Source organism: Thermoanaerobacter sp. A7A (assembly GCF_000445185.1).
GTDB lineage: Bacteria > Bacillota > Thermoanaerobacteria > Thermoanaerobacterales > Thermoanaerobacteraceae > Thermoanaerobacter.
In genome coordinates this window covers 32153-58182 of record NZ_AVAF01000087.1, presented here as the reverse complement: position 1 = coordinate 58182, position 26030 = coordinate 32153, and the positions used below count along the sequence as shown (strand labels likewise).

Sequence of the window (26030 nt, the reverse complement as noted above, 5' to 3'; positions counted from 1 at the left end):
TCTACGATAAAAGCATAGATGAAAAAATAGTTTTAAAACCCGACAACACTTTTTATCACTATAAAATAGAAGGGGAGGAATTAATCGCAGTTCCAATCTCCGACCTTGAAATGCATAATTACATTACTTATGATACGCTTTTTGAAACTGTAAAAAACTCCCTTAAAAAATGTATACAAAAAAACGAAGAAGATATACGCCTATATAGAAGTACTATGTTGAAAATAGATAAATACAATAAAGAATTAGAAGAAATATTGTCATTAAAAAATTCTTTAGAAAATAAAACAAAAAATAACAACCTCTGATATGAAAAATGTCAGAGGTTTTGTAACTTTTTTGTAATAAAAACTTAATAATTTCTTAATAAATTTTAACATTTTCCATGTTATAGTATTTATAGAGTGTTACAGTTATTTATAGAAATGTATATAAGCTGAAACCAAAAGCAAGATGAATGCGTCTTTTTATATAGAGAAAGGATGTGGAGAAATTGAAAGGAAAAACATTACAAACTTTATCCTTGATGCTTGTATTTATTGCAATGGGTCTCATGATTTCTATGCAATTTAAAACTGTACAAGGTGGTAATAGACCTCCTACTTCTATTTCAGCTACAAATTATGCAAGATTAGAAGAACTTACTCAGGAGCTCAAAAAAGCTCAAGAAGAAAAGGCAAATCTAGAACAGCAATTAGAAGAACTCACTAAAAGATTTAAAGAGTACGAAGATGCTGCATCAAAAGATGATGCCGCTTTAAAAAATCTACAGCAGGATGTTGAAAAATATAAAATTTTAGCAGGACTTACAGATATGGTAGGCCCAGGAGTTATAGTAACGGTAAATGACAGCGACTTACAGCCTCGAGACGGCGAAGACCCTAATTTGTACTTAGTCCATGATGAAGATTTATTAAATATTGTAAATGAATTGAAAGCGGGTGGTGCTGAAGCAATAGCTATAAATGACCAAAGAATAATTGCAATGTCTGAGATACGATGTGTAGGCCCCACAATAAACATAAACTCTACAAGGTACGCTCCTCCTTACGTAATAAAAGCAATAGGAGACCCTGACACATTACAAGCAGCCCTTAATTTAAAAGGCGGAATAGTAGATACTTTAAGATTTTACGGTATCAAAGTAGATATACAAACTTCTGATAAAATAGTAGTGCCTAAATACAGTGACCCTATTAAATTCTTTTACGCTAAACCTGTGACTCCCTAAACCCTCTTACCTTCTTAATATAGGAAAGACAGGTTCTATTCACTAAACCTGTCTTTAATTTTTTTGATAATTTTGTTTTCCGCAATTATGTAGTAGCAGAAAAATTTACCTGCCATTGTGGGCCTTGCCGCCACAAATCGCATATTTCGCTTTTTTGAAGAAGTCCAGTTTTTTTTGTACTCTTCGTCTCCTCTTAAAAAGTCAAATATTCTATCTCCTTCTTCAATAGACTGCTTTATAGCAAGACCTAAAGTTATAGTGCCAACACTTCTTTTGCTATAATCCAAATCATAACCGCTTATATAATAATACCTTTTACCCCCTACATGATAACTTAAAAGACTAGCAACTGTTTTTCCCCCGTCTTTTAATTCAAAAAGACTCAATTCTCCTTTTGATAACATGTCTTTTGCCACATCCTTGTGGAACTCCCTTATCCTCTTAGAATAAAAAGCTCCAGGCATGTGCCTTTGTCTCCATCGCCTTTGATGAAGAACTATTAAATTATCAATTGCTCTATCTATCGATTCTATATCCTTCACCATTGAAAAACTTCCGTCATATTCCTTAAAAAACCTTCTGATTTCATAATTGAGATTTCGTCTAAATTTTCCATCTAAACTATTTAAATATTCTTCCCAGCTTTGAGGTAATTCCACATAAGGACATACATCTTGCACATCATAATCGTAATAAAGGTTACTACCCATTATATAGGGGAAAAACTCACTCTTTTCAGGAATATGTTCCAAATCTAAAACAGTAAAAGCATCTATATATCTTTCCAAAAAATTTACTAAGCTTGTATAAAATTCATTTTCATGTCCTTTTCTCACGATAAAATCAAGATAATCACTATTGTTAGAACCTATAAATTTTATCCTTTTAACCAAAAGTCCTTTTTCAAAATATGTTATCATAAAAGGCGCAATTCCAATGGGCATATTTTCTTCATAAACCAGTAATACCAACATTTTTTTACCATATCCAAAATGTTTCCACCAGTTTAACACCCATTCAAAAGTATTAAAAGGATAAATTTCCGCCACATTCTCTAACTCATGCCATATATCCTCTATATCTAAAAGGTCAGAAACATTTGTTATCTTCTCAAAAATTACGTTAGATACTTTTCTTTCATCCAAAGAAGTACCCTCCAAACTATATATAAAAATATCATAAAGCCTATTGTAGAAGCAAAATATACCCAAGGCGGTTGACTTTTCGCAAAAAAGTTTATTTTAATCAATTGCATAGCAGCAAGATAAGACACTACTGCCCAAAAAGTAGACCATATAAAATCAGCAATAGCAGAAAATATCACATACACAGTAAAATTCATACGGGTTATACCTGAAGCCCAAATAGCCGGCGTCCTTGGAAGACCTACAAGCCTACCTAATAAAACCGTAAATCCTCCATATTTAGCAAACCATTTATCCATAGCTTCAAGGTCTTTTACTGTTATTTTTAAATATTTACCGTATTTTTCAACAACAGGCCTACCTTTATAATAGCCTACCAAATAAGCTATCACATTTCCTGTCACATTTCCTAAAGCAGCGATGACTATAACATAAAAAAGGTTCATATCCCCTTTTGTGACTAAATACGCTGCCGCAAAAAATAATATTTCTACAGGGCCTGGCATTCCCGTTCCTTCAATCATAAGCCCTATAAAAAGCGCTATATATCCATAATTTATTATTGCATTATAAAGAAAAGATTGTCCTTCCATGGCCACACCATCCATTATTTTTAAATTTATTATAGCACAAATAAACAAAGCAGGGCAATTGTCACCCCTGCCTTAGCGCATTTATTTTTTATATTTCTCTATTACATCCTTGTACATCTCATAAGTTTTTTTAGCAATGCTTTCCCAACTAAACATCTCTTCAACACGTTTTCTCCCATTTTCTCCAAACTTTATAGCTAAATCTTTGTTATTTAAAAGTATGTTTATATATTTTGCTAATTCTTCAGGATTGCCTGGTTCTACAAGGAATCCTGTCTCTTCATGAACTACAACCTCTTTAATTCCTCCTGTAGCACTTGCCACAACAGGAGTTTTACAAGCCATTGCTTCTAAGTTTATTATGCCAAAAGGCTCATAAACAGAAGGGCATGCAAAAACTTCCGCATTGCTGTATAACTCTATAATTTCTTCTTTTTCCACCATTTTATTTATCCAAATAATATTGTCGTAAAGTTTAACTTTTTGCTCTACTTCTTCTAAAACCTCTTGTGTATCCGGAGAACTAGCACATAGTACAACCTTTATATCCTTAGGTAGATACTTTACTGCATCTATTAAATGAGTAATGCCCTTTTGCCTTGATATTCTTCCTACAAAGAGAATGTATTTACCCTCAATTCCATATTTTTGGCGAGCAATATTTCTATCTGTTTTCTGGTATTGGTTCAAATCTATGCCGTTATATATAACTTCAACTTTTTCTTCTGGAATATTGTAATACTTCAATATATCTTCTTTCGAACCTTGTGATACTGCTATAACCCTATCGGCGGCTTCAATCCCTGTTCTTTCCATCCAAGAACTTAATTTATATCCATTACCTAACTGTTCCTCTTTCCATGGCCTTAAAGGCTCAAGGCTGTGAACTGTAACTACAAGGGGTTTATCATACAATTTTTTAGCTAAAAAGCCCGCCATGAAAGTATACCAGGTATGGCAGTGTAAAATATCTGAGTCTATCTCATCCTTCACCATTGCTAAATCAATGGAAAAAGGCCCCAAAACTTTCTGATATCTTGGATCTGAATTTTCCTTTAACTTATCCCATTCTTTATATCCACGGACTTTTAGATTATCAGCCGTATAATCTTGGTCACCAAAGCATCTCACGTCTACTTCCATCAGTTTAGACAGTTCCCTAACAAGATAATCTACATGAACACCAGCTCCACCGTAAATATTAGGAGGGTATTCATTTGTAAACATTGTAACTTTTAACTTATCCATAGTTTACCTCCGATCCGTGTTTTTCTAATTTCAAATCCTCAATACACCCTAAAATACCTTTTAAAGGTATTTTAAACCAAGAAGGTCTATTATTTACCTCATAAATTCCTTCAAAAAGAGCTTTATCTAATTTAAAAATAGCTAAAGCCTTATCGAAATTTTCACCTTCTGGTATAATGTCTGGTGCTTCACTTGTCACCAATTCCAAATAGTTTTCTACAAAAGTCTCCGTGACAGCTTCTTCCCACACTGACAGCACTTTTTCTATTTTTTCATCCTGCAACTTACCTTTTGCATTAAGATAATTAAAATAAGCAGCATAAGCAGCATAACTAAAAGAACGTACCATGCCTGCCACATCTTTTAAGGGAAATATTTTTTTTCTCCTCACCTCAATAGGTTTTGTCGGTTCCCCTTCAAAATCTATTATCACATATCCCTCTTCAGTCTTTAAAATTTGCTCTAAGTGTAGGTCTCCATGACATCTTATATATTTGCCAAAAACAGCAGTATCTTTAAATTCTTCTAATTTGCTCATTAAAAACTCTTGTTGCTTTACAATCTCTTCTATCATTGAAGTTATTTGTTCATCAAAAGTAGACAATTTTATAAAATTTAAAAGTTTAGCGAAATTATTTTTTATGCTCTTCAACACTTCTTCAACATCTGATATTTCAACATTTCTTTTAGCAAAATCTTCTTTATCAATATAAGACAATTTAATATGCATATCGGCAATTATCCTTGCTATCTCTCTTACCTCTTCAAAGTAATTGCTCAAGTATCCTTCTACGTAACTTTCTTCAATTTCCTCATAATCGGATAAAGTAGAAATTACAGAAGACAGATACTCTTGCGTATATTGCCACATGTCTCCCATGTTTTTAATGTGTTCCACTATTATAGCAACAGTATACCTATCTCCGCTACTGTCTTCATATAAAAAATAACCTCTTATATCTTGAACATTTCCAAAACCTGCATTTTTAAGTTCAAAAGTCATTTCAAGGTCAGGATTAACTCCTTTTACAAATTTTCTATAAGTCTTTATTATTTCATCTTTTTGTAAAAATGTTAAACTATTACTGGACTTATTGCTCAGCCTTCGTGAACTGTATATATCGTCTTTTTTAAGATTATAAGGAATTAATTGGGCACCAGACTCAAATTTTATAACTGTTTCTTCACTTAACGCTTTATTTAAAAACTTAGCATAATTTATATCGTCAATTCCATCGTATATAAAAGCTTTTAAATTTGGACTCTCAATAATATCTATTAAATCATTATTCCTAAAATAAGGAGTTATAATTAAAGGCACATAATAAAGCAAAGTAATCTCTTTCTTACTCGTTGGAGCTTTCACCACAAAAGCTATAATAGCTGCAATTATAATCTCAGCTTCCTTTTTAGACAATATTGCATAATCAAATAAAAATATATCTAAAATATTATAAGCCTTCTCCTGAAACCACCTAAACTTTTTAAAATTGTCTTTATCTATATTTTTAATTATATCTTTCAGTTTTGTAGGTATATCTTCAAAGTTGAAGGTTTTACCAATATACATTTGACCACTTCTTTCAATAGAATTTCATTCTATTCTTAAAACTGATGCTGCCAATTCTGGTGGCACAGGATTTATATAAACTCCTGTCCCTAACTCGAAACCAGCTGCCACAGTAAGCCTTGGAATAGTTTCAATATGCCAATGATAATTTCTTATATCAGAAATTGGTACTGTATGAACCACAATATTATATGGCGGAAAGTTAAATTCTCTCTCGTACTTTTCTATAAGAGGCTTCAAAATTTCGGTCAAATTTGCAATATTTTCTTCTTTTAACTCTTCAAATCGCTCTTGATGCTCTTTGGGTATTATCCATGACTCATAAGGATATTGAGATGCATAAGGAGCGATAACAATGAAATTCTCATTTTCACCTATTATCCTTTTACCTTCTTCTTTTTCACATTTGACAATTTCACAATAAGGACATTTGCCCTTCTTCTTAATATATTCTTGTATACCTGTTACCTCTTTTTCTACTACATCTGGAATAAAAGAAGTAGCTATAATCTGCCAATGCCCGTGTTCTAAGGAAGCTCCTCCTCTTGCTCCAAAATTTTTGAACACCTGAATGTATTTTATTTTATCGTCTTGAGCAATTTTTTTATAACGCTCAATTATTGCCATAAAAACTTTTTGCATTTGCCCTAAAGATAAACTTCCAAAAGTTACATCGTGTTCTGGTGACTCTACTATCACTTCCGCTACACCATAGCCATATTCCGATTTATAAAGGGATGGTACCTCAAAACTCTTTAAATCCCTATTCACGGCTGCAAATTTATTTTCAAATCCTCTCACTAACCAGTTCCCTTTTTTATCCTTAATTTCAACTAAAGTAGGAGGAGTCATCTCTTCATTCCCGGGGCAAAAAGGGCAAGTATTATTATTTTTCTTTTCCCCATGAGTTATGTTAAAATCATGAGGTCTTTTACTTCGCTCTGTAGCTATAACTACCATTTTACCAGTTATAAGGTCATATCTTATTTCGGACATTTTATAAGACCTCTCCTATTCTTTTTAGTAAATGCAATCGGATGCATCATACATTAAAAAAAGAATTTGATTAATTATGAAAATTAATCAAATCGGGGAGAAATGCTAAAACTTTTATGCAACCGAATGCATTCTACTATTATAATATACTTTTCCTTTAAAATTGTCAATGTTTTTTTGAAGATTACTAATTCATTTTTTAATAATTTCTCCTCATGAAGGAAAAAATAAAACAAAAAACTGTTGACAAAACTAAAAATTAATATTATAATAAAATTGAAATTAATACAAAATTAAATTTAATACAAACGAGGTGGGATAAATGGAAGTAAAAGAGTTGGTACTAAAAACTTTAAAAGAATCCTCTGAACCTTTAAGACCAGGAGATATTGCTCAAAAAGCTAATTTAGACAAAAAAGAAGTAGACAAAGCTATAAAAGAGCTAAAAAAAGAGGACTTGATAATGTCTCCCAAAAGATGCTACTACGCAGCAAAATAATCGTGAGAAAGAAGTAATGAAAATGACTTATACAATAGAGCAATTAAAAGATTATTTAAAGAGACATGATATAAAGCCTTCTACCATAAGGATAAAAGTATTAGAATACCTTTTAAACAATAGAATACACCCAACAGCTGATGACATTTATCAATACTTGATAGGCGAAATACCAACCCTTTCAAAAACCAGTGTTTACAACACATTGGAATTGTTTATGGAAAAAGGAGTTGTAAATGCTTTATCTTTGAAAGAAAAAGAATTGCGATATGATATAAACACTTACTTTCACGGACACCTTAAATGTGAAATATGTGGCAACGTATATGATTTTCCCGTATCAGAGGAAATTATAAATGTAGAAGAATTAAAAGGCTTTGTAATTAGAAATGTTGACATAAATGTTTATGGCATATGCAAAAAATGTAATGAGAAAAATAAGGAGGTTTAAAAATGGAGGAAATTAGAATGAAATTGTTAGGAGAAAAATTCCCATCTATGGAGGTAGTGACCACTCACGGAGTAAAGAGACTGCCTGAGGATTACGCGGGAAAATGGTTTGTGCTTTTTAGCCACCCAGCAGACTTTACACCAGTTTGCACAACAGAATTTGTAGAATTTGCAAGGAAAGCTAATGACTTTAAAGAATTAAACACTGAATTAATAGGTCTATCAGTTGACCAAGTTTTCTCCCACATAAAATGGGTAGAGTGGATAAAGGACAACACAAACATAGCTATTCCTTTCCCAGTTATAGCTGATGACTTAGGAAAAGTCTCTAACCAATTAGGAATGATTCATCCAGGCAAAGGTACCAATACTGTAAGAGCAGTATTTATAGTAGACGACAAAGGAACAATAAGACTTATAATGTATTATCCACAAGAAGTTGGAAGAAATGTAGATGAAATATTAAGAGCATTAAAAGCATTGCAAACAGCAGACCAATACGGCGTGGCACTCCCTGAGAAATGGCCAAACAACTACTTAATTAAAGACCATGTAATAGTCCCACCATCCACTAATGAAGCTTCTGCAAATGAAAGAAAAGAAAAAATTAAATCAAAAGAAATTGAAGCTTTTGACTGGTGGTTTGTACACAAGCCTTTGAAATAAAGGTCACCCATAAAATATCCCTTCTTTTCGACAAAGCGGGTCTTTTAATAGACCCGCTTAAATTTATAAGCTTTTTACTGCTTTTTCTATTCTTTTTAAACCTTCTTCTAACGTAGCCTTTGGACAACCTATATTAAGCCTAAAAAATCCATCTCCTTCTTCTCCGTATTGCCTTCCATCATTTAATGCTACTTTACCTACTTCTATTAAAGCTTTGTATATCTCATCAGAAGTTTTATTTAATTTTTTAAAATTAAGCCAAAGTAAGTACGTGCCTTCTGGTCTATCTACTTCCACCTCAGGTATATTCTTATGGATATAATCTATAGCAAAATCTATATTATATTCAATATATCTTAGCAACTCTTCCAACCATTCTTCCCCTTTATTGTATGCCGTCTCTAATCCCAAAGCTCCAAAAATAGTTATATTATCTATTCTCAAGGCTTTAATAGCCTTTTGATATTTATTTCTTAAATCTGGATTTGGAATGATGGCAAATGCTGTAGCAAGTCCCGGAATATTAAAAGTTTTGCTGGGGGCCATAAGAGTTATAGTCCTTTGTTCTAATTCTTTGGAAATTGTCGCAAGAGGTGTATGTTTATAACCTTTTAGAATAAAATCACTGTGTATCTCATCGCATATAATTGTTAAATCATTTTTGACACATATATATCCTAATATTTCAAGTTCTTCTTTTGTCCACACCCTTCCGACAGGATTATGAGGATTGCAAAGTATCATTAATTTTGTTTCTTCATCTATTTTCTTTTCCAAATCTTCATAATCCATAACAAACTTTTTCCCATTATGTTTTAAAGGATTTTTATTTATAACTCTGTTATTATTGTTGATAACTTCATAAAATGGTGGATATACTGGCGGCTGTATTAAAACTTTTTCTCCTTCATTTGTCAATTCTCTAACTCCAATACTAAGCCCTGGAATCACTCCAGGAATAAATAAAATCCATTCTTTTTTTATATCCCAATTAAACCTTCTTTTGACCCAATTTATAATCGCATCGTAAAAAGAATCTTGTATCCATGTATATCCAAATACTCCATGTTGGACTCTTTCCTTAAATGCTTCTATAACTTCAGTAGGGGCTTTAAAATCCATATCCGCAACCCACATTGGCAAAATGTCTTCCTCACCAAAAGTCTCTTTTAAATTTCCCCATTTAATTGAATCTGTATTTCTCCTATCTACTATTTCATCAAAATTGTATTTCATATCAACTCTCCTACCTTTTAACTTAATGTCTACCACACACATATATTTTATCATGTTAAACGTTTTATTTCTATACTAAATTTCTTTGTTTAAAATATTTTGATACCATACTATAAATGAGAATAAATTATTAAAAATTTCAGGTATTATATGGTATAATGAGAACAAAAGAAATTTTTATGAATCATATTGGCGAGAGGGGATTACAAATGCAATATATTGATTTAAGAAGTGACACTGTAACAGTGCCCACTGAAGAAATGAGGGAAGCCATGTACAAGGCTGAAGTAGGTGATGACGTCTACGGCGAAGAACCTACAGTGAGAAAACTTGAAGAAATGGCAGCAGAAATGTTGGGAAAAGAAGCAGCAATGCTAGTAACAAGCGGTACACAAGGTAACCAAGTCTCAATAATGACTCACACTCATCCAGGAGAAGAAATTATTGTAGAAGAAAACTGCCATATCATAACTTATGAAGTTGGAGGAGTGGGATACCTTGCAGGCGTACAGACAAAAGCTTTGAAAAGCAACAAAGGTGTCTTAAATCCTGCCGATGTAGAAAAGGCCATAAGGCCAAAGGACATACATTACCCCGTCACAAGTCTTATCTGCCTTGAAAATACTCATAACAGAGCTGGTGGCACTGTAACTCCAATTGAAATTATGAAGGAAATATACGAAATAGCTCAAAAACATAATATACCTGTTCATTTAGATGGTGCGAGAATATTCAATGCCGCTACTTATCTTAAAGTAGATGTAAGAGAAATAGCCAAATATGCAGATAGTGTAATGTTTTGCCTCTCCAAAGGCTTATGCGCCCCTATTGGGTCGGTAGTCGTCGGCACAAAAGATTTCATTGAAAAAGCAAGAAAATACCGCAAAATGTTAGGTGGTGGAATGAGACAAGCAGGTTTTATTGCAGCTGCTGGCATTGTAGCACTTGAAAAAATGACAAAAAGGCTACAGGAAGACCATGACAATGCAAGATTTTTAGCAGAAGGATTAAAAAATATACCGGGAATAAACCTCGACCTGGAAACAGTGCAGACTAATATTGTAATGACAGACATTTCAGGCACAGGAATGACAGGTAAGGAACTATCCTTAAGACTAAAAGAGCATGGAATTTTAATAAACGGCGGGAATGATTTTGCAGTAAGATTTGTAACTCATTATTACATAAGTAAAAAAGAGATTGAAAAAACTCTCGATGCAATTGAGAAAATTGTAAGACAGTTTTAGAGAGAAGGTATCCCCTTCTCTCTATGTATATTCTATTCTCACCTTACTCCCTTCGCCAGAGACGGCAGGTGGTGTAACAATTAGTTTTACAGGTACTCTGCCTTTTAATTCATCTACATGGCTTATTATGCCCACTACCATTTTGTCTTTTTTAAGCCTTTCTAAAGAGGTCATCACTATATCCAAAAGTTCCGCATCAAGACTTCCAAAACCTTCATCTAAGAAAAAGAATTCTAAAGGTGCTCTTCCCTTTAATTGTATATGAGAAGAAAGAGCCAAAGCCAAAGAAAGGGATGTCAAAAAAGTTTCACCGCCAGATAAAGTATCTACAGACCTTCTTACTCCGCCATTGAAGTCATCTCTCATTACAAAATTGTTGTCTGAATCAATCTCAAGGGCATACCTTCCCCTGCTTATTTCCTTAAGCCTTTTTGATGCAAAAAAGGTTATATATTTAAGCTGTCTTGCGGCAATAAAATCTACAAATTTATTTCCCTGAAAAAGATTGTCCAATTCATTTAATATATCCACTACACGCTCTAATTCCTTTTTCTGCTTTGTAAATTCTTCTACTTTTTGCAAATTCTCTTGCATATCTGAAATAGCCTTTTCTGTAGCGCCTATTTCCTTCCTTTTTTCGTTTAAGACCTGTTCCAACCCTTTAATGCTTTCTTCTAATTGATTCCATTCTTCTTCATTAATTTTCTGCCCCTTTAATATCTCCATCAGTCTGTCTATACTTTTGTTTACAGATACATATTCATTTTCAAAATTCTTAATTTCTTCCTCAATTTTTTTAATATTTTCACTGTCTAATAAATACTCCAAAGCCTCTTTTTTATCCTTAAATCCCTTTTCTAATAGAGCATTTTCTAATTTTTCACTTTGTTCCCTAAACATATTATTTAAAAGGTCCCGACTCTTACAGGCAGATATCTTTTTACTTTCTATATTTTGTTTATCCTTTCTTGCCTTTTCTAAAGTTTCTTTTAAAACACTCTCCATTTTTATAATTTTTTCTTTATTATACTGAATCTCTTTTAAATATTCTTCTATGTCTCTACCTTCTGATAAAGAATCAAACTCCTGCTGCCTCTCTCGAAGGTTTTTACTTTTTTCCTTACCTATTTCCTCTATCTGTCCTTTCCTTATTGAAAGAGCATTGAGATTGTTTGAAAGGGTTTCCTTTTTATTTGTCAATTCTTCAATCGTATTTTTAAAATTCTCTATTTCATTCCTCAGCCCTTCTATTTCCCTCTCTTTTTGATTTATTTCCTCCACTTTTTCTTTAAAATCTGAAATCCCCAATTCTTCCCTTGATATTCTTAACTGACCTTCTAATTCACTGTAAGTTATACTAATAGCCTCAAGAGAAGACTCAAACTCTTTCAAAAGGCTAATATCTTTATTTATACCTTCTTTTAATCTTGTATGTTCTAAATCTAAACTTGCTTTTTCCTCCTTTAATTTTTTAATTAAGGTCTCTAATTCTTCCTTACTCTTATTCCATTTTTCTAATTTTTCTTTCCACTGTATAAATAAAGACTCCATCTTATTTAATTCTTCTTCTAACTTTAAAAGGTTAATGTCTTTTAGTATATCCCACAGTTTATCATATTCTTTTTTATACATCTCTTCTTTGACTTCTATTCCTGATAATTCACCTTTTAACTTAAAAAGCTTACTTTGATAGTCCATTATATCCTTTTCTAAGTTTGCCTTTATTTCCTGCTTTTCTTTTATTAAGTCTTCCTCTACCTTTTGTGCCAATCTTACATGATGAATCGAACCACAAACAGGACAGGGAACACCTTCTTTTAATCCCTCTGCCAGTTCACCTGCCATGTTGTTTTTTACAAGTTCCTCTATATCTTTTTTTACTTCTTCCAAACTATTATTTTTATTTTTTAATTTCTCTTCAATCTCTTTTATCTCATTATTTATTTCTTCTTTTATTTTTAAAATTTCTTTTAAATTATTTTCCGCCTCATTTTTTAACTTTTCTTTTTCTTTCAATTCTAAAATTTCTACTCTTTTTCTTTCTAAACTTTTTTGCAGGTCCAAAAGGTCTTCATTTGTGGGAGGCTTTTGCATTTCAAGTTTTTTTATATTATTGTCAACCTCTTGTATTTCTTTTTCTTTTCGTTTCAATAAATTATCTATTTTTTCAATATCTTTCTGTTGCTTACCTATTAGCTCTTTTAATTCTAAAATTCTTTTCTCCTTTTCTTTTTTCTCTTTATCTTTTCTTTCAAACTCTTTCTGAATTTCAAAAGCAGCAAAAATTTTTTCCCTTTTATTCGAATCAACTTTAATTTCATTAATTCTTTTTTCCTTCTCACTTAAGCTTTTTTTTGCTATATCTATAGAATCGGACAGGGCTTTTATTTCTCTTTCTATCCCATCTATCTGCTTTTTTAAATCTTTATACTCCTTTACAAGTTTCTCCCTTTCACTATTAATCTTTTTTATCTCGTCTCTCAGTTTAAAAGCCCTTTTAAGCCTTTCTTCCTTTTCAATTATGAGAGGAATTTTTTCTTCCTTTTCTTTTAATGAAGCCTCATATTCTTTTTCTACCTTCTCAAGTAATTGTAAAGCCTCCTCCAACTCTTTAGAATATTTTTCCACATCCTTTTGATTTAAAATGAGTTTTTTCTCTGTCTCCACTAAAGAGTCTATATACGGTTTTACTGATAATGCCTTTTCCGCTTTTTTTAACTTTTCCTTTTTATCTTCTATTTCTTTTAACTTACGGTCTAAGAGTTCCTTCTTCTGCAAAAATTGATTTAACTCCTGCTGTTTTTCCCATACCCCTTTAAGTTTTTCCCTTTCTTTATCTAATTTATCCTTTTGTTCTTTTAAAGTTTTCTCTTCTTCTTTTAAAATCTCAAACTTTTTCTTTAAATCTTCCAATGCTTCTTTAGTAACACCTTCGTGCTGACTCAACTTCGCAATTACCTCATTCAAGGAATTATTTTTTTCTCTCTTTACATCTCTTATTTTAATAAGCAATCTGCTTCCATACTTTTCTAAGCCAAAAATCCTCTCTAACATGTCCCTTCTTTCTTTGCCTGTTAGCTTTAAAAATTCACTAAATTTCCCTTGTGGCAGCACTACAGAACGAGTAAAATCCTCTGCTGTAAGTCCAATTAAATCCACTATTTTTTGCTGAACTTCCCTATCTTTTTCTGCCAAAACTCTTTCTCCACTTTCCCCTATCTCCCGCAGTCTTGCTAATGTAGTTTTATAACCACCGCTTTTTTCGTCCCTTTTTACATTTCTCTCAACTATATACCTTTTTCTTGCCCCATCAACACCTATTTCAAACTGGTATGTCAAAGACATAGATGTAGATTGAGTATTTATAAAATCCTTGCTATTTCTGGGAATTTTCCCGTACATTGAAAGAGTAATTGCATCTATAATAGTGGATTTTCCACTTCCTGTGGGACCAAATATGCCAAAAAGTCCTTTTTCTGTTAGGACTTCAAAATCAATAATTTGTTCTTCTACAAAACTATTAAGCCCAGCAATTTTAAGCTTCAGAGGTCTCATCTTCTTCATCCTCTTCCTTTACTATACTCATAAAAAGTTCTAAAACCTCCTCTGTTGGAGGAACTTTGTTTTCCTTTAAATAAAATTCTTCAAAAAGTTCCTTTACACTTTTATCATCTATCTCATAGTCTTCAATTTCCATCTCATCCTCTGGCAAAATTGGCTTTATTTCAACTATATCCGGTAATATGCTCTTCATTTCTTTTATCTTTGAAGAAGGCAGGAAAGACTCAGTTTTAATCTCGAAATATGCCCATATATCTTTATCCCTGTATTCATTGCAAATCTCTAAAGCTTCCTCTATACCATTACACCTAAACACTTCAATAGGCTTGTAATTTTTAAAATATATTTCCTTCACAGTCACAGGTTCTCCTGCCTTTAAATCTACTAAATAAGCACATTTAGAATGGTTCATCTCACTTTTGCTGTACTGAAGAGGGGAACCAGAATAATAAGCAGGAAGAGTAGAAGAAATTCTCTGAGGTTTGTGAAGGTGTCCGAGAGCTATGTACTGCGCCTTTTGTGGTAGGTGAGAAATTTCTACTGTAAAACTTCCTCCTAACTGAATAGGCCTTTCTGAACCTGACTCCTCTCCTCCTGCAACAAAAATATGAGATACCGCAATGTTTATAGTATCTTTTCTGTATTTTTTCGAAAGGTCATTAAAAATTTCACCAACTCTTTCAGAGTAACTTTTCTGCCTTTTCTCTTCCTCCAATTCTGATGTAAAAATTTCATTTAGCCTTTTTTCACTGGGATAAGGAAGAGCTATAATTACAGCTTTTTCACCTTTTATCTCAATTTCTAAAAAACCTTCTCCCGAATCTAAAATTTTAAACTTTCCAAAATCTCCTTTAGGAGCAATACTTTTAGGAGTACCTAAAAGTATCACTCCATGTTCATATGCAAGGGGGCTTGCAGCTGAAAGCCTCTCTGGATTATCATGATTTCCTGCTATGACCAAAATCACTCTTTCCCCGTTGGAAAGTTTTTTTAAAGTTGTGTAAAAAAGCATTTCCGCCCTTGCAGGAGGGTTTGAAGAATCGTATATATCCCCGGCAATTATGACCAGGTCTACATTATTTTCCTCCACCATCTGCACAAAATCCTCTAAAAATTTCTCCTGCTCTTCAATCCTTGAAAAATTTTCAAGGCTTTTTCCCAAATGCCAGTCTGAAGTATGTAAAATCCTCATTTTATCACCCTTAATATTCCAGAATCATTCCATTAAAGAAGAGGTAAATATATTTTTCTTTGACTCTTTTGCCAGTAATCTTTTCTAAAGCCTTTGCATAAAGATCTATCTGCACTTTATATTTTTCTTTTATTTCCTCCATCATTTCCTCTGTCACATAATCCGTCTTGTAATCAATAAGGATTATTTCTCCCTCTTCTTCAAAAAAGCAGTCAATAATGCCTTGCACAGCTATAAATTCATTTTCGTATTCTTCAGGCAAATCTTTGTAAACTTCTGTACTTTTAATTTTTATATGGAAAGGCACTTCCCTTTTTACATTTTGAGAACTTAACATTCTCCTTCCAAGAGAAGCTCTAAAAAATTCTTCAATTCTTCTTATGTCTATCTCTTTAGACTGTGCTTCTGTCAAAATCTCTCTATCCACCATATTCTTAATTTGCTTCTTTATGCCTTCTACACTCAAATCCCCATTTAAATCTAATTTTTGCATGACAAGGTGCATAGCTATACCTTTTTCGGCTGCAGTAAGTCCTTTTTTCTTTTCTAAAAAGGCAGGGATTTTAAGGACTGTTTTTTCAAATATTGAAGTAGTGTCCTCATCTATTACTTCTTCGTTTAAAATTCTTTTAATTTCTGTAACAGAAAGTTTCGCAGGCAAATGGCAGGCTTTTTCATAAAGATATACATAATTTAAACGCCTTGTCACTTCATCATAAAATTCACTGCTAGGGCTATCTAAATCTAAGTTTTCAAGCCTTTGCAATAAGTTTGTCTCTTCCTCAACCTGTTTTTTATCAAAAATCACATCTTTTTTATTCCAAATCCTTACCTGCCACTGTGAGCTATCCTCTTCCACAGCCACATATTGTACCTGTGCAAAATCCCTTAAAGGTTTTAAATCCGCATGCTTTATAACAGCAGGACCTATCCAATCTATATAACTTTTACCTTTTAAAATTTCATACTCAGGCACCTTACTCTCCAACATAGCAATATTGCACCATTTTTTCACTTTTTCCTTTATGTCTTTAACACTTCCAACTAATATTAACTTTTCTTTTGCCCTTGTCAAAGCAACGTACAAAACTCTCATCTCTTCAGAAAGGCTTTCTAACTTTATTTTATTTTTTATTGCCTCTTTCACAATGCTGGGATAAGAAATTCTTCTTTTGAAGTCCACAAACTCAGGGCCTAATCCTAATAAATGATGGTACAATACGCTTTGACTTAAATCCTTTAAATTAAACTGTTTACCTAAGCCTGCAACTATAACTACCGGGAATTCAAGACCTTTACTTTTGTGTATACTCATTATCCTGACTACATTTTCATTTTCTCCTACTATTTTAGCACTTCCCATATCGCCACTGCTGACTTTGAGGCGGTTTATAAAATTGATAAAGTTAAACAGCCCTTTAAAACTTGTTTCCTCGTACTGCTTTGCCCTTTCAAACAAAATCCTCAAGTTTGCCTGCCTCTGCACTCCTTGAGGCATTGCCCCTACATAGGCATAATAACCAGTGTCTTGATATAAATACCACAAAAACTCATCCACCGGCATATAAATGGCTTTCTCTTGCCACTTTTTCAATGATTCTAAGAAACTTTTAGCTTTTTGCCCTAATTCATCCTCCCTTTGTGATACCTTTTTAAGTGCTTCATATATAGCTCTATTAGGCTCTTCTAACCTTATGTCAATTAATTCTTCTGGGGTAAAGGAAAAAATAGGAGACCTCAAAACTGCCAACAACGGAATATCTTGCATTGGGTTGTCTATCACCTGAAGGAGAGATATTATAGTCTTTATCTCCGTTGTTTCAAAGTATCCCGTTCCTGTGTCCACAAAAGCAGGAATACCGACATTTATAAATTCTTCTAAAAATACAGGTGCCCATCTTTCTGTAGCCCTCAAAAGTATTACTATATCCCTATACTCTAAAGACCTGTAATTTTTGAGGTTTTTATCATAAACCATAAAGGTATTTTTCTCATTTTGTGTAACTAATTCCTTTATCCTTTGAGCTACCACCCTTGCTTCTACTTGTATGTTGTCAATAATCTCTTCCTCTTCTTCCCCATAAACCTCTAATTCTTCCTCTTCAGGAGTTTCATCATTTTTCTCTATCAAATGTATTTCCACAGGTCCACCTACAATGGCATCAAGAGGAGGTGTTCCAAAATCTGCTCCACAATTTAACTTCTCTTCCTCTGTATAATCTATCTCCCCTACATTCTTAGACATTATTTTTTTGAAAATGAAATTTACCGCATCTATGATTTGGGGTCTGCTTCTGAAATTTTTATAAAGCAGTATCTTTTTATTTTTATCTTCCTCTTTTGAAGAATAAGTATTGTACTTTTCAAAAAATATATGAGGATTTGCCTGCCTAAACCTGTATATGCTCTGTTTTACATCTCCTACCATAAACCTGTTAGGTGTGTCTTCTCGGGCTATAGTGCTTAGTATAACTTCCTGTATTAAATTAGAATCTTGATATTCATCCACAAAAATTTCTTGGAATTTTTCTCTATACATCAAAGCTGCCTCTGAAGGCTTCACATTCCCGTTTTCATCGACTTCTGTCAAAATTTGTAGTGCAAAATGTTCAATGTCATTAAAGTCTATAATGCCTTTTTCCCTTTTTTTATCAGTATATTTTTTATCAAAAAGTAGAATCAAATCCACTAAAGCCTTCATGATAGGGTACAAAGCTTTAATTTCTTCTTCAATTTTTTCTATGTCATCTGAAAAAAACTTATTTCTTATCTCCTTAATTTTAGCTTTAACCTCATTTCTTATTTTTGTCACTTCATCTTTTACTTTAGGGTCTGCATCTTTACCTGCTCTGGGAAGTCTATCAAACTCTATGGCATTTATCTGTTTTCTAAATTCCTCCCAATTTTCACAGTCTAGAAGTTTTTCCAAGCTTTCCGCCTCTATTTCAAAATTATCAAGATAGCTTTGTAGCCCATTTTCACCATGAATCTTAGCAATTGCCACATACATTCCATTTAAAAGCCCTGACATTTCTACTTTTAAACTGTCTAATATTACTGCCGCCCATTGTGAATTTTCAAAATGAAAATCCTCTTTAACTTCAAAGCTTAATAACACATCTCTAAGCCATTTTTCAGGCCAGGGAAGTGATTTTACAAAATCGTACAATTTTAAAAGAATATCTACAAGGGGTTTATCGTCCTTTGTGCCTCCATAACTTTCAACCAATGTCAAAAAATCTTCATTATCCTCTTTTTGATATAATTCCTCAAAAAGCTCCTCTACCGCCTCTAATTTTAAAAGTAAAGTTTCTGTATCATCCCCTATTCTAAAGTTAGGGTCTAAATCTATGAGAAAAAAGTTATTTCTCACTACTTCCAAGCAGAAGGAGTGAATTGTGGTGATTGTAGCTTTGTTAAGTAATGTTAGCTGATTGCTAAGCCGCCTGTCTTCCAGATTTTGGTCTAACTTAGAAATCAACGCTTCTGCTATCCTTTCTCTCATCTCAGAAGCGGCAGCATTTGTAAAAGTAACAACTAAAAGTTTATCAATATCTACAGGATTTTTGTCATCCGTGACAAGTTTTATGATTCTTTCAACTAAGACAGCCGTTTTGCCAGAGCCTGCACCTGCTGCCACCAAGAGATTACTGCCCCTTGTATTTATAGCCAGCTGTTGTTCATAAGTCCATTTGGTTTCCATCTGACTTCACTTCCTGTTCCAATATACTCCATATCTCCTCAACATCTTTACTCTTTATAACCCTGTACTCATTCCCTTTAAAATTCGTTTCAAATTGGCAGACAGAAGAGTAAGGGCAATATTTACAAGGAGTTTCTTTATCTTTTTTATATGGAGAAATTGAAATGTTTCCCTCTAACATCTGTTCGCTGAGACGTTGTATGGTCTTTTTGACGTGCCTTCTCAACAATTCAAACTGCTCTTTTGTGGCTCCTTTGGTGTTTTTGCCTACACTCCCGTCTTTATTGATTGTTGCTGGAATTATATAAGAAGTACCTTCAATTGATTTGTCCATCTCTTTTATGATTTGAGCATCATTTAAAACAAGCCCTTCCAATCTCAACTTTTTAAAAATTTGCATTTGCAACTCTTCATCTGATATATCTTTATCTGCCTTTATAATCGGGTCATCTATTTTAAAGTAGAATATGCCAGCCGGATTTAAATTTGTGTTTCCCTTTATTGCACTTTCTAATATAGCATCTAAATATATCAAAAGCTGAAGTTCTAAACCATAAAACACATCTGAAAGGTCTAAAGTTTTGTTGCCAGACTTGTAATCTATTATCCTTATATAGGCTTCATCCTCTTTTTCAAATATATCAACCCTGTCTATCCTCCCTATGAGATTTATCTCCTCACCGTTTGACAGCACAATCTTTATAGGAGGATACTTTTGGTTATCGCCAAAAGCAACCTCATGGTCTAAAGGCACAAAAGAACTTCTCTTTATATGCTCAGATACCACCCATACCGCATTAGAAAGCACTCTTTTTAACCTTTCAGCAAGATATTTGTATCTGGGACTGCTGTTTAAAATATATCCTGGTATTTTTTGTATCATGTCATCCACAATAATAGCCACAGCCTCATCGCACCACTCTCTGTCAATATCCTGCCAAGTAAGTCCTTCTTCCTCCAATGCCTTTGAAAATCTGTCAAGGACATTGTGCATAAAGGTCCCTAAATCAGGAGGCTCGAAACTAAATATTTTCCTTTCTTTCGCTTTAAGCCCGTATTGGACAAAATAAGCAAAAGGACAAGCTGCGTATTTTTCAAGTCTGGATACGCTAAAATACATTTCATCCCCATACAACTTTTTTACCTTGTGGGCAGGTACTTTTTCAACCTGATTAGTGTAATAAAGTCCTTCTAAAGCCCTTGTCAATTTCGGCTTCCATGATTCACTTTTAGCATACCATTTATACACATCCAACCACAGAGGATGCATTTTATTTGTAATATCCCATTTTTTAACTGCACTTACCATTTCATTAAAAGTAGGTGAAGGTGTTGATACGCGATTTAAATTTTCCTCTGCTGTATCCATCTCTACCACGTTGCTAAACTGCTTTATTTTAGGAAAAATCTTTTTCAAGCGGGAAATTATTATAGAGGGTCTTAAGCTTTTCCCTTCATGGTCAGCAATGGGATAGCTTATCCTTAAAAATTTACTTGTGGAAGTCAGAGCAGTGTAGACTAAAAATTGCTCTTCAAATATTTTAGTCTTTGTATCTCTGTCTAACTCCACATTGTGGGAAGCTAAAATTTCCCTATCCCCATCTGTCAAAATTCCTTCCTCAAAAAGAGAAGCAGGAAATATACCATCATTTACGCCGATTATGTAAAGGGCTTTTGCATTGTGACTTTTCATCCTATCAACACTAGTAACTAACACTTCATCAAGTGCAGGAGGAATACTTCCAATTTGATATTCATCAAATCCTATGCTGAGTATCTTCGCAAACTGTTCTACTGTAACTTTCTCTTCCCCCATCACTTCTACCATTTGGTCTAAAACATCTACAACAATATCCCAAACCTGTGCGTATTGATTTGCCGTGTCAAATTCCTTCTCTTGTTTAAACTTTTCAATCAATTTTTCAATCTTTTGAGGCAATTTCATTTCAACTAAAAAGTCATACAAAGTGCCACAAGCTTCTTTAATATTCTTTGATTTAGAAAATTTTTTATAAAAATACTGTAAAGGAGTTGCGATTTTTCCTTTTATCTCATTCACTCTCTCTATTATCTCTTTTTCATCTTCCTCTATTGAAAGTCTATCAAATCTGTAATTTAACCTGTAATTCCAAACTTTCTCTTTCCATTTATCTCCTTTTATACCATTAGCTAAAACATAATTCTCAATAAGGTTTATGTCCTCTTTTTCTAAATCTGCAAAACCTGTCTTTAGGTATCTAAAAACAGACTCATAAGACCATCTTTTTAAATGAATGTCAAAAAGGGAGGTTATAAAAACGATGATAGGGTTGTTTTTTATTTCTATCTTTAGGTCTATAAAATAGGGAATTCCATATTGAGAAAATATAGCTTTTATGAGTTTATGATATCTATTTAAATCGCGAGTAGCTACCACAATGTCAGAATACCTAAACCCCTCATCTCTCACTAATCTTATGATATCTCTTGCAGTCTCTTCAACTTCGCTATAGACATTGACAGCCTTAAATATGCTTATATCCTCTGTTTCTTTTAGATATACTTTGTAAGGGTAGGAAAAGAGATGTTTTTCTATAAAACTTAGTTCTTCACTTTCTTTAAATCTCTGTGGAATCCCTATATTCAAATTCACTGGTTTTTCATAGGATATATTATTTCTTTGGCATATTTCTAAAAGTTTGTCTTCTGTCTTTTTAGTAGTGTAAAAAAGGTCTGTAGTATCAATTTCATAAGAGTTGTGTGATGTATCCATACAGAGGGTGACATTTACTCTTGAAGCTTTCTTTAAAAGCTTTTCTATTACCCTGTACTGCTTTGGCGTAAAACCCGTAAAGCCGTCTATCCAAAATTCCGCTCCTTCAAATTGAGAAGAATATTCCAGTTTCTCTGCCAAAAGAGTCAACTCATCCTCTTGGTCTATATAATTTTGGTGTAAACTCTCTTCAAATTTAGAATATATTAAACTTATGTCTTTTAGTTTTTCTCTTAATCCTAAATTATCTATTGTTTCAGTTATCTCTAATAACTTTTCAGGAGTCACTTCAAATCTTTTAAGCTCTGTTATAACTTCTGAAACTTTTTTGATAAAACCCTGCTGCCTGGAGGCTTTAGAATAAACCTTAAGGTATTTTTGTATGTCTTCTATTATTTTATAAATAAGCATTGACCTCCCACAAGATTTCATGTGCTGACGGGTAAGGCCTCCAACTTCTGTAAATACCCTATTTGCCAAAGTCTTAAAACTCAAAACTTGTGCCCTTATCTTTTCATCTTTTTCAATTGTATTTAAAAGATATTTTTCTGCCTCAAAGGTAAATTGTTCGGGGATAAGTAGTATAAGAGGGTGGGATTTTCCATCATTCAATTTTCTCTTTATATCATTAAGGCAAAAGGCAGTCTTGCCTGTACCTGCTCTTCCATATATAAATCTTATGCTCATATCGTCCACTCCTTTAAGCGAAAGGACATCTAATATAAATGTTACCACATTATTGATGTTTGGTGAAGAGACTCAAACTATTGAATTATTTTCTCGTTTTGTGGTACAATACATTACTGTAAATGACCTAAAACACTACCCACAAAGGAGTTGTAGAAGTTGACACAAGATATAGTGATGTTGCTTTTTAGTCTCGCCTTTATACTTCTTTCCTGTATCTTATTTACAAACTCAGTAGAATGGTTTGGAAAAAAGTTAAACTTAAGTCAGGGAGTAGTGGGAAGTATTTTAGCTGCTGTAGGCACCGCACTTCCTGAAACAATTATACCAATTATCGCTATACTTTTTTATGGAGGAAGAGAGGCAAGTCAAATAGCCACAGGTGCTATTTTAGGAGCTCCCTTTATGCTTTCTACCTTAGGATTTTTGATAACAGGTGCTGCCATCATAATTTATTCCCTTTTTGGAAAAAGAACGTTGAAAATGAATGCAAATAAAAAAGTGTTTCAAAGAGATTTGACATATTTTATCTTAGTATACGCAATAGCAATTTTCGCTTCTATCTTTAATCAAGTTAACGAAATTAGAATATCTGCAGTTATATTGGTACTTTTAGCATACGCTTTTTATGTAAAACGTACTTTTTCAGATGAACAGCAATTGGATGAAAATATAGGAACTCTATACTTTTCAAAGTTTTTAGGAGTAAAAACTAATTTACTCTGGATAACCAGCCAATTAATTCTATCTCTTTTAGGAATAATTTTTGGCGCTCACTTGTTTGTAGGATATGTAAAAGATTTGTCTCACATGATGGGAATTTCACCTTTAATACTCTCAATTGTCATAACGCCTATTGCAACAGAACTGCCTGAAAAGCTCAATTCTATTGTGTGGGTAGGACAAAAAAAGGATACTCTTGCACTTGGAAATATAACGGGGGCGATGGTGTTTCAGCCTTCCATACCAGTTACTATTGGTATACTGTTTACGCCATGGAACATCACAGGAATAGCTTTTTTAAGTGCCATGTTAGCTTTAACTTCAGCTATTTTAAATTTAATGTGGATAAATATGAGAAAGTCAGTTAATCCTTTTGTGTTGATGTTTGGAGGAGTATTATACGGAATATTTTTAATCACTGTACTCCATTAATTTATATCTTCATCTCTGTTGCTTATATAAATACCTGTATGTTATAATTTTAATAAAGTAAATAAAGTTTTTACGGTTGGCAAGTCTTATGACTTGTTCAAGAACTTTCGGCTTCTTGGGTGGGAAGCTCATCTTAAAGGTGAGTTTTTCCACCTTTTATTTTACAAAATAATACAAATAATAATGTAAAAGGAGGATGGATTGTGGTCATTGTTGCACTCTTAGTAATATTATTAATGATCCTAATTTTGCCTCTTGTAAATAGGCATATAGAACACAACATCGAATATTTTCTTTTTGCAATGGGAGTTGCTGCAGCATTTGTATCAGGAGTATTTTCTTATGACCTGATAGCTCACATATTTAAAAATCATCTTTTGTATTTAATAACAGCAGCCGTATTTTTATCAGGACTTTTATTTGAGATATTTAAAAATAAATTTAAAAAATTTATAGGAACAGTAGTAACTCATATTCCGCTTAAAATATTTGTATTTTTAGTAATTATTATCCTTGGCTTGACAGCCAGTATAATTACAGCCATCATAGCCTCAATAATATTAGTGGAAATAATTCACTCGTTGCCCTTAAAACACAAAGACAAAGTGGTGATTACTGTCATTGCCTCTCTTTCAATAGGCATGGGTGCTGCACTAACACCAATTGGCGAGCCCTTAGCCACAATAGTAACCTCAAAATTAAATGAAAGCTTCCTTTACCTTTTTACTACCTTAGGCATTTACATCATACCAGCTGTATTGGCTTTGGGCTTTTTGGGTTTACTTTATATTAATAAATTAGAGAAAAGTAGTCTCATTATAGAAGAAAATTATGTGAAAGAAGCAGAAGAAATTAAAAAAATTGAAAGATTTCAATTTATCTTTATTCAAGCATTTAAAATTTTTGTTTTTATTCTGGCATTGGAACTTTTAGGTGCAGGATTCAAACCTATTATTGATAATTATATAATTCATCTTGATAGCCGACTTTTATACTGGATAAACATGCTATCTGCAGTTCTTGACAACGCAACACTGGCAGCAGCCGAAATTTCTCCTCACATGACAACAGAACAAATCCAAGCAATATTGATGGGGCTTCTAATAAGTGGCGGCATGTTGATTCCAGGAAACATACCTAATATCATATCAGCAGGAAAGCTGAATATAAAAAGCCGTGAATGGGCTTTGGTAGGAATTCCTCTATCTTTAATTGGTTTAGTTATATATTTTATCATTCATTTTGTAGTCTGATTCTATTTTACTCTATTTGTTAATTTACCTATTCCCTCTATTTCAATAGTTACAACGTCTCCAGGTTTTAAAGGGCCAACGCCAGAGGGTGTTCCCGTCAATATGACATCGCCAGGGTTTAGCGTCATTATGTGAGATATAAAACTCACAAGTTTATAAACGCCAAATATGAGATGTCTGGTGTTACTTTTTTGCTTTACTTCATCATTTACATATGTAATTATGTCCAAAGAAGATGGGTCTAAGTCTGTCACAATCCAAGGGCCTATGGGCAAAAAGGTATCAAAAGACTTCGCTCTTGTCCATTGACCATCTTTTGCCTGCAAATCTCTTGCTGTTACATCGTTAGCTATCGTATAGCCAAGGACATAATCTAACGCATCTTTTTCAGACACATTTTTCGCTCTTTTGCCTATTACAACAGCCAATTCCCCCTCATAGTCAACCCTCTCTGACATCTTAGGAATAACTATAAAATCATCAGGGCCAATAACTGCTGTTGAAGGTTTTATGAATAATGTCGGTTCCTCCGGCTCTTTGTCCCCCATTTCCTCTATATGATCCCTATAATTTAACCCTACACATATAGCTTTTGTAGGCAGGCAAGGAGGCAAAAGCTTTACTTCCTCCAAGTTGTAAGAATAAAAGCCTTCACTTCCAAATGCAATAACTTTATCCCCTTCAATTATTCCATATTCATTCAACGCTTTATCTATTCTCACAAGCCTCACAATAAAACCCCCTCAAATTTTTAGATTTAAAAATATTTTACCACATAACCTATGATTAAAAAATAGCCTGTATTTACAGGCTCCAGCTTGTTGACAAAGTCAAAAATTTTTAAAT

At 33.1% G+C, this 26030-nt stretch carries 18 protein-coding genes, 1 pseudogene and 1 other annotated feature; of the genes and pseudogenes, 8 read left to right on the top strand and 11 right to left on the bottom strand.

The genetic code is table 11. The features are described from left to right. Both M663_RS0105450 and M663_RS0105445 read left to right on the top strand, forming a co-directional pair. Positions 1-308: pseudogene (locus tag M663_RS0105450) on the top strand (hypothetical protein); the annotation flags it as partial. A 176-nt stretch (positions 309-484) separates the two neighbouring features. After that, positions 485-1231, top strand: a complete 747-nt coding sequence (locus tag M663_RS0105445) for a DUF881 domain-containing protein (RefSeq protein ID WP_273702648.1) — start codon at positions 485-487, stop codon at positions 1229-1231. Positions 1232-1266: 35 nt separating this feature from the next. Here the strand turns inward: M663_RS0105445 and M663_RS0105440 are convergent, their stop codons facing one another. The 5 genes from M663_RS0105440 to galT form a co-directional block, all read right to left on the bottom strand. Further along, complete coding sequence (locus tag M663_RS0105440) at positions 1267-2376, bottom strand: GNAT family N-acetyltransferase (protein ID WP_004400267.1); 1110 nt, start codon at positions 2374-2376, stop codon at positions 1267-1269. Beyond that, a complete protein-coding gene (locus tag M663_RS0105435; RefSeq protein WP_004400268.1) occupies positions 2349-2969 on the bottom strand; it encodes a DedA family protein in 621 nt (206 codons plus the stop codon). The genes M663_RS0105440 and M663_RS0105435 overlap by 28 nt, the downstream gene beginning before the upstream one ends. Before the next feature lie 81 nt (positions 2970-3050). Continuing rightward, entirely contained in the window at positions 3051-4217 is a 1167-nt protein-coding gene (gene glgA, locus M663_RS0105430; RefSeq protein WP_004400270.1) for a glycogen synthase, read from the bottom strand. Next, positions 4210-5787, bottom strand: coding sequence for a hypothetical protein (locus M663_RS0105425; RefSeq protein WP_029688229.1), 1578 nt, complete (start codon positions 5785-5787; stop codon positions 4210-4212). Before M663_RS0105425 ends, glgA begins: the two co-directional genes overlap by 8 nt. Positions 5788-5811: 24 nt before the next feature. Continuing rightward, positions 5812-6783: a galactose-1-phosphate uridylyltransferase gene (gene galT / locus M663_RS0105420; protein ID WP_029688228.1), complete on the bottom strand. Its 972-nt coding sequence runs from the start codon at positions 6781-6783 to the stop codon at positions 5812-5814. A gap of 322 nt (positions 6784-7105) precedes the next feature. Between galT and M663_RS0105415 the strand changes: the two genes are divergently transcribed. From M663_RS0105415 to M663_RS0105405, 3 genes are read left to right on the top strand one after another with little or no spacing between them, the layout of a single operon-like run. Continuing rightward, on the top strand, positions 7106-7282 hold the full coding sequence (locus tag M663_RS0105415) for a MarR family transcriptional regulator (RefSeq protein ID WP_003867080.1): 177 nt from the start codon (positions 7106-7108) through the stop codon (positions 7280-7282). Positions 7283-7298: 16 nt separating this feature from the next. Next, positions 7299-7733, top strand: a complete 435-nt coding sequence (locus tag M663_RS0105410; RefSeq protein WP_004400275.1) for a Fur family transcriptional regulator — start codon at positions 7299-7301, stop codon at positions 7731-7733. 2 nt (positions 7734-7735) lie between these two features. Next, positions 7736-8398: a peroxiredoxin gene (locus tag M663_RS0105405; RefSeq protein WP_004400278.1), complete on the top strand. Its 663-nt coding sequence runs from the start codon at positions 7736-7738 to the stop codon at positions 8396-8398. Positions 8399-8461: 63 nt separating this feature from the next. Here the strand turns inward: M663_RS0105405 and M663_RS0105400 are convergent, their stop codons facing one another. After that, positions 8462-9634 carry a MalY/PatB family protein gene (locus M663_RS0105400; protein ID WP_004400280.1) on the bottom strand — a complete coding sequence of 391 codons (1173 nt, stop codon included), beginning with the start codon at positions 9632-9634 and terminating at the stop codon, positions 8462-8464. 209 nt (positions 9635-9843) lie between these two features. Here M663_RS0105400 and ltaE point away from each other — a divergent pair, with 209 nt between their 5' ends. Further along, a complete protein-coding gene (gene ltaE / locus M663_RS0105395; RefSeq protein ID WP_029688227.1) occupies positions 9844-10881 on the top strand; it encodes a low-specificity L-threonine aldolase in 1038 nt (345 codons plus the stop codon). Between the two features lie 21 nt (positions 10882-10902). Here ltaE and M663_RS0105390 read toward each other — a convergent pair whose 3' ends face one another. The 4 genes from M663_RS0105390 to addB are packed head-to-tail and all read right to left on the bottom strand — an operon-like array spanning position 10903 to position 22776. After that, on the bottom strand, positions 10903-14436 hold the full coding sequence (locus tag M663_RS0105390; protein ID WP_029688226.1) for an AAA family ATPase: 3534 nt from the start codon (positions 14434-14436) through the stop codon (positions 10903-10905). Further along, on the bottom strand, positions 14417-15634 hold the full coding sequence (locus tag M663_RS0105385; protein ID WP_029688225.1) for an exonuclease SbcCD subunit D: 1218 nt from the start codon (positions 15632-15634) through the stop codon (positions 14417-14419). Before M663_RS0105385 ends, M663_RS0105390 begins: the two co-directional genes overlap by 20 nt. A 10-nt stretch (positions 15635-15644) precedes the next feature. Next, on the bottom strand, positions 15645-19337 hold the full coding sequence (addA, locus tag M663_RS0105380) for a helicase-exonuclease AddAB subunit AddA (protein ID WP_029688224.1): 3693 nt from the start codon (positions 19335-19337) through the stop codon (positions 15645-15647). Then, the gene (gene addB, locus M663_RS0105375) at positions 19315-22776 is read right to left on the bottom strand and encodes a helicase-exonuclease AddAB subunit AddB (protein ID WP_029688223.1); all 3462 of its coding nucleotides are present in this window, start codon (positions 22774-22776) and stop codon (positions 19315-19317) included. Before addB ends, addA begins: the two co-directional genes overlap by 23 nt. A 159-nt stretch (positions 22777-22935) precedes the next feature. On the opposite strand from addB, the gene M663_RS0105370 reads away from it, so the two are divergent. Together M663_RS0105370 and M663_RS0105365 are read left to right on the top strand one after the other, a co-directional pair. Continuing rightward, entirely contained in the window at positions 22936-23931 is a 996-nt protein-coding gene (locus M663_RS0105370) for a sodium:calcium antiporter (protein ID WP_273702646.1), read from the top strand. Positions 23932-24005: 74 nt separating this feature from the next. Then, positions 24006-24060, top strand: a sequence feature (sodium ion sensor (DUF1646 type); this cis-regulatory element may regulate processes involved in with the transportation of sodium ions). Positions 24061-24134: 74 nt separating this feature from the next. Beyond that, entirely contained in the window at positions 24135-25184 is a 1050-nt protein-coding gene (locus M663_RS0105365) for a DUF1646 family protein (RefSeq protein ID WP_273702645.1), read from the top strand. A 2-nt stretch (positions 25185-25186) separates the two neighbouring features. On the opposite strand, the gene M663_RS0105360 is transcribed toward M663_RS0105365, so the two are convergent. Continuing rightward, complete coding sequence (locus M663_RS0105360; protein WP_029688220.1) at positions 25187-25915, bottom strand: fumarylacetoacetate hydrolase family protein; 729 nt, start codon at positions 25913-25915, stop codon at positions 25187-25189. Positions 25916-26030 lie beyond the last annotated feature (115 nt).